The 5,712-nt window shown below is 69.4% G+C and carries 5 protein-coding genes and 2 pseudogenes; 5 read left to right on the top strand and 2 right to left on the bottom strand.

Translation table 11 applies throughout. The annotated features are described in order from the left end of the window. Positions 1-190: 190 nt before the first annotated feature. Positions 191-685 (top strand): annotated as a pseudogene (locus tag KBI5_RS17785) (DUF3145 family protein); the annotation flags it as partial. 259 nt (positions 686-944) lie between these two features. Next, complete coding sequence (locus tag KBI5_RS17780; RefSeq protein ID WP_085015891.1) at positions 945-1,238, top strand: DUF4193 domain-containing protein; 294 nt, start codon at positions 945-947, stop codon at positions 1,236-1,238. Positions 1,239-1,349: 111 nt separating this feature from the next. Here KBI5_RS17780 and KBI5_RS17775 read toward each other — a convergent pair whose 3' ends face one another. Next, the gene (locus KBI5_RS17775; RefSeq protein WP_011435798.1) at positions 1,350-1,937 is read right to left on the bottom strand and encodes an isochorismatase family protein; all 588 of its coding nucleotides are present in this window, start codon (positions 1,935-1,937) and stop codon (positions 1,350-1,352) included. A gap of 226 nt (positions 1,938-2,163) precedes the next feature. Here KBI5_RS17775 and KBI5_RS17770 point away from each other — a divergent pair, with 226 nt between their 5' ends. The 3 genes from KBI5_RS17770 to KBI5_RS17760 all read left to right on the top strand — a co-directional run bounded on the left by KBI5_RS17770 (position 2,164) and on the right by KBI5_RS17760 (position 5,271). Continuing rightward, positions 2,164-2,973 (top strand): DUF3097 domain-containing protein, encoded by an 810-nt coding sequence (locus tag KBI5_RS17770; protein ID WP_085015890.1) that lies wholly within the window; start codon positions 2,164-2,166, stop codon positions 2,971-2,973. 99 nt (positions 2,974-3,072) lie between these two features. Continuing rightward, a complete protein-coding gene (locus tag KBI5_RS17765) occupies positions 3,073-3,933 on the top strand; it encodes an N-acetylmuramoyl-L-alanine amidase (RefSeq protein ID WP_011435800.1) in 861 nt (286 codons plus the stop codon). A gap of 534 nt (positions 3,934-4,467) precedes the next feature. Beyond that, complete coding sequence (locus tag KBI5_RS17760) at positions 4,468-5,271, top strand: NUDIX domain-containing protein (protein WP_198537783.1); 804 nt, start codon at positions 4,468-4,470, stop codon at positions 5,269-5,271. Here the strand turns inward: KBI5_RS17760 and KBI5_RS27390 are convergent. Further along, a pseudogene (locus KBI5_RS27390) lies at positions 5,249-5,712 on the bottom strand (XRE family transcriptional regulator); the annotation flags it as partial. The gene KBI5_RS17760 and the pseudogene KBI5_RS27390 overlap by 23 nt on opposite strands.

Below are 5,712 nucleotides of genomic sequence, written 5' to 3'. Positions count from 1 at the left end.
ATCGGCCCATCCCGAGCCCGTCACCAATGGTTGGTGCGGACAAGACTTCCGGCCATTTAGTGATACTTCAGGAGGAGGTAGGGCTAGTCCGCTGAGCCGGACCATGGGACGATTCACTCAGCCGAACGGGGGCGGGTCGACGGGCGCAGGGGAAGGCGTTCCTCGTCGACGGAGGTCCCGCGTGGTCGCAATGTCCCCGACAGCTCGTGAGCTGTCATCCGGCTCGTCGTCCTTCGCCGTGCCGGGCAAGCTGGCGGTTCTCGCCTGTCCGCCGGCGCTGTGCCCGCACCTGGAGTTCACCGTGTCCGGCGTTCTGTCGTCGCCAGTGTCGTTGACCTGGACGGCGCAGCCCGGCATGCCCGGATTTCTCTTCGCCGGGCTGGAGTGGCGGGCGTCGCCTGCTACCGCGGGGCGGGTGGCTGGCGCGCTGCGCCGGCTCGGGCATGTCACGTTCGAGACCGTCGAGGGACCCTCACCAGGGTGTGACGCCGAGCGGTACTCATACACCCCCGAGCTAGGGCTGCACCGCGCCGCGATCGCCGCGAACGGGGACGTCGTCGTGGGGGAGGCGGCGCTGCGGGCTCTGCTGGAACGGGGGGAAGCCCGGGAGACGCTCTCCCGGGGCCTGCACCGGCTGCTCGGAACCGCCTGGGACGACGTGCTCGAACCGCTGCGCCGGGGCGCCGGCCGTGCCGTCCGGCTGCCGCGGGAGAGCTGCCGGACGTCGGCCGGGCGGGCTGGCGGGGTGGACGAGGCTCCTGGGCTGCGGAAGATCAGTGCGGCAACGTCGTCGGTCAAGGCCAGGGGATTCTCCGGGGCGTCTGAGGGCCGAGGGTGTGGTGAAGCCCACATCGGGGTAGCGCGGGTCTGACGGGCACATACCCCGGCGGTCGTGYGTTGTGGGTTGCGCACGACTACGCACAACTTCTCTGGGAGTTACTTCAGTGGCCACCGATTACGACACCCCTCGTACAGCTGACATCGAGGACGCCTCGGAGCAGAGCCTCGAGGCCCTCAAGGCTCGGCGGGCGGACGCGGMGGCTGATCTCGGTGACGACGTTGATCCGTTCGAAACCGAGCTCGGCCTGCCCGGCGCCGACCTGTCGGGCGAGGAGCTGAACGTCCGCGTGCTGCCGCGCCAGGCCGACGAGTTCACCTGCACGCAGTGCTACCTGGTGCATCACCGCAGCCAGCTCGTGGACGAGCGACGGATGATCTGCCGGGACTGCGCGGCCTGACCGACCGCATGGTCCGATCGGCTCTTGGTCAGTCTCCACCGCCGAGGACAGCTCCACGATCAGTTCGGGCTCGACCGCTACCGGCGGTTCGGGCTCGTCTGGTCCGGCTTCTCACCCGACCAGAACGCCGGCGTCCCGCAGGCGTGCCACGGCTCGCTCGTCGTCGCCCGGGCGCAGGTTGACGAACCTGGTGAGGTCGAGTGGCAGCAGCACCTTCAGGCCCCGCAGCCGGGCGTCCAGCGCGCTCTCCTGGACGCAGTAGTCGCCGGCCAGCCCGACGACCACCACCCTCGACACGCCCAGCTGTGCCAGCCGTTCACCGAGCACCGTGGCGGCCCGCCGCCCCGATGCCGGGTCACGCACCGAGAAGGCCGAGTAGCCGTCGCTGCCGTCGACCCCCTTGCGGATCACCTCACCCTTGACGATCAGGTCGGGATGGAACTGGGCGCCGGGGGTGTCCCCGACGCAGTGCGGCGGCCAGATCCCGCCGCCGGTGACGAAGTGCGGGGTCTCGTGCGGGTGCCAGTCCTGGCTGTAGAAGACCGGGGAGCCGGCGGCCACCGCCGCGGCGATCTCCGCATTGATCCCGGCGATGATCTGCTCACCGCCGGCCACGTAGAGGCTGCCGGCCGGATCGGTGAAGTCGTTCTGCACGTCCACGATCAGCAGGGCGGTCCCCGGCCCGTAACGCTGACTCATCGTCGTGTCCCCTCCGCCGCGCTCCGCCCTCGCGTCGCGGTGTACCCACCTCTCCCGGTGTACCAATCTGTCCCGATGTACCCGTTCATCTCGATGCACCCGTTTGTTCCGATACGCCCGCCTGTCCCGGCGTACCCGTCCGTTCGGTACGACCACACTGTCACATTTTCGACACGCCCGCGTCGATATCCCTGATCATGATGGTGTGTCGGCTTAGGTTCGCAGGATGCGTAGTCGAGACTACGGGCCGGACGTCCTGGCTCCCGCCGCCCGCCCGCGCCCGGTGCGCCCGCCGGAGGTCGAGCTCGAGCGTGACCTCGTGGTCGAGGACGTGGCCACCGGTTTCTGYGGGGCTGTGGTAGGCAGCGAGAACGGTGGGGTGACGCTGGAGGACCGCCACGGCATCCGGAGGGTCTTCCCCCTGGAACCCGGCGCCTTTCTGATCGAGGGCGCGCGGGTGAYCCTCGTGCGCCCCCGCCGCGGGACCCCGGCCCCCGCGGCGCGCACCGCGTCCGGGTCCGTGGCGGTGCCCCGCCACCGGGCCAGGGTCGCGCGGGCGAGCCGTATCTACGTGGAGGGTCTGCACGACGCCGCCTTGGTCGAGCGGGTCTGGGGTGACGACCTGCGCATCGAGGGGGTGGTGGTGGAGAGCTTGGACGGGGTCGACGACCTGCCGTCGGTGGTCGCGGGGTTCCGCCCGGGGCCCGGCCGCCGGCTCGGCGTGTTGGTGGACCATCTCGTCCCGGGGTCGAAGGAGAGCCGGATTGCCGCCTCCGTCGCCGGTGACCACGTCCTGGTGACCGGTCATCCCTACATCGACATCTGGCAGGCGGTGAAGCCGGCGTCGGTCGGCATTCCCCGCTGGCCCGAGATTCCCCGCGGCCAGCCCTGGAAGGAAGGGGTCTGTCAGGCCCTCGGTGTGGAGGACCCGGCGCAGATGTGGCGCCGGATCCTGGCCTCGGTGGACAGCTACACCGACCTTGAGGTGGGCCTGCTCGGCGCGGTGGAACGACTGATCGACTTCGTCACCGGCTGACGGCCGGGCCCGGGCGGCCCCCGTACGCGCGCCGCGCAGCCGACCGCGTACGGTCACTTCCGGTGGGGACGGGCCCCCTCCGTAGGCGGGAGACACCGAATGCCGGCACGGATCAGACCATCGATCCTGCTTCGGATTGTCGGTGCGGCCGCCGTGGCCCTGGTCGCCGTGGCCCTGGTCGCCGGGGTGGCTCTGCATCTCGTGGTGGGCGGGTCCGCCGGGGCGGGCGCACCCGGCCCCCGGCCCGGCGTGGACGGGACCTCACCAACCGCCCTGTCCGGCCGGAAGGTCGTTCTCGATCCCGGGCACAACGGAGGAAACGGCGCCGCCGCGGGGTCGATCAACCGGCGGGTTCCGGCCGGCGGTTTCGACAAGGAATGCGACACCGTCGGCGCCGAGACCGACAGTGGTTACCCGGAGCACGCCTTCACCTTCGACGTCGCTGGGCGGGCGGCGGCCATTCTGCGCTCCCGGGGCGCGAGCGTGATCCTGACGCGCGACAACGACTCCGGGGTGGGCCCGTGCATCGACGAGCGGGCCCGCATCGGCAACCGGACCTCGGCCGACGCGGTGGTGTCGATACATGCCGACGGGGGACCGGCGGACGGGCGCGGCTTTCATGTCATCGCGCCCGCGCTCAGCCCGGACCGGGCCAACGCACCGATCCTCGCCCCGTCGGCACGTCTTGCGGCGATGGTGCGATCCGCCTTCGGCCGGGCCACCGGGCAGCCACTGGCGGACTACCTGGGCGAGGATGGTATGACGATCCGCTCCGATCTCGGTGGGCTCAACCTCTCGCGGGTGCCGAAGGTCTTCCTGGAGTGCGGCAACATGCGCAACCGCACCGATGCGGCCGAGCTCGCCGACCCGGCCTGGCGGGCCCGGGCGGCGGCGGGCCTTGTGGACGGGATCACGTCGTTCCTGCTGGGGGACGAGGCGTCCTCGCCCGGCCCGGGCTGACCCGGCTTCGTCCGGCGATGGGCGCGGCGGGCGGCCGGGCCCATCGCCGGATTTCCGGGCGGCCCACCGCCCACCGGCCGTCGCACACGCAGAGGGCCACCCGTGACGGGTGGCCCTCATAGGACAGCCAAAACGTTTCTCGCGGTGGGCGATACTGGGATTGAACCAGTGACCTCTACCGTGTCAACTGAGCGCGACCTGTCCGACACGATCTGATCGGCCGCTCCGGTGACGCCAGAGCAGGCATCGCGCGTCTCCGGCGTCCCGTCCCGTCTCGCTGGATCTCGCCTGTCGCGGCGCGTTCCGTTCGCGCTTTCGCTCGCACCGTGGCGCGCTTCGGTGCGTACTTGCGGATGCACCGAAAGATCCTTTACGGGTGCGGGTGGCTCACCTTCCCCTGGTCGATCGCGGACCACCCGGTGGGCACGGATGATCCTTCTGTTGCGTTACTGGTCATGCCAGTGTTGATCCATGGAGGGGATGGAGATGTCAGCAGAGGTCATCGCGGGGAGTCACGTCGGGGAGGATGGGCCGGTGACAGAGACTGCCCCGGACCCCACGGCGGAGTGGTGGACGACAACCGACGTTGCGGCGTACCTCGGAGTGGGCGTGCCCACGGTGAGCGCGTATCGATCACGCGGACAGATGCCGCTTCCGGACCAGACGATCGGGCGGACCCACGTTTGGCGCCCGGAACGGATCATCACCTGGCGCCATCCTGAGCAGGCCGGACCGGAGGGAGGGGCTCCGTCCTGGGATTCTGTCGCCCCGKACGAGGGGTCGCGCTGGATCGTCCACGGCAAACGATCGCTTTACGAGAACGAGTGGGTTCGTCTGGGACTCACCGACGTCGAATTGCCCGACGGTGAGCGCTACGAGCACCACGTGGTGTGGATGCCGTCCGCCGCCATGACGGCGATGCTCAACGATGAGGGCACGCACGTCCTTCTGATGTGGCGCCACCGGTTTGTGCCTGATGTGTGGAACTGGGAAATGCCGGGCGGGATCGTGGAGGAGGGTGAGGACCCCGCCGTTACTGCCGCGCGAGAGATCGAGGAAGAGACCGGATACAGGCCGCGCCGCCTCGAATATCTGGTGACCTTTGAGCCCATGATCGGAATGCTTCAGAGTCCGCATCACGTCTTTCTTGGGCACGGTGCAGAGAAAATCGGCGAACCATCAGAGAAGACCGAGATGCAGCGGATGGAATGGGTGCCACTGGCCGCCGTTCCCTCTCTCGTCAAGGGAGGGAAGGTGCTGAATTCTGGCACCCTAGTGGCGCTTCTTCATGTATTGGCAATCAGTGGGCCGAACGCTAAGCGTGAAGAAGGCGTTTGATCCTCGCGCGCTGACGCGCCGATGACGTCTTGCGGGCAAGCTCATCGGCCTTTGCCGCCTCCGCTTTTGCTGCGTCCGCGTGACCCTGAACCGATAGGGCAAGGGCAAGATCGCACCGCAGTCCGGCAGCGGCGCGGGTGAAGCTGGGGTCAAGCCGCGTGACGGCGCTGCTGAGGTCTTCGACCGCCTCAGCAGCGCCGAGCCGCGCGAGGGTGTGACCCCGCCACCGCGCAAGGTGCACTTCATCAAGAAAGACGTACGGGAGGCGTTCACCCCCGGGGCCGGGTAGGTGCTGGGCAGCCATGTCGAGTGCGGCGCGCGCCTGGCGCTCTTCGYCGCATGCCGCCAGAGCTTCAGCCTCAGCTGCCCACAGCCATGACGCGAGAGCCTCCGGAATGGATCCGGATACTTCCGTCCGAGCGTGTTGCATCAACGCCAAAG

Origin of the sequence: Frankia sp. KB5, from assembly GCF_002099325.1 — a bacterium.
GTDB lineage: Bacteria > Actinomycetota > Actinomycetes > Frankiales > Frankiaceae > Frankia > Frankia casuarinae.
This window is presented reverse-complemented; position numbering and strand designations above follow the sequence as displayed.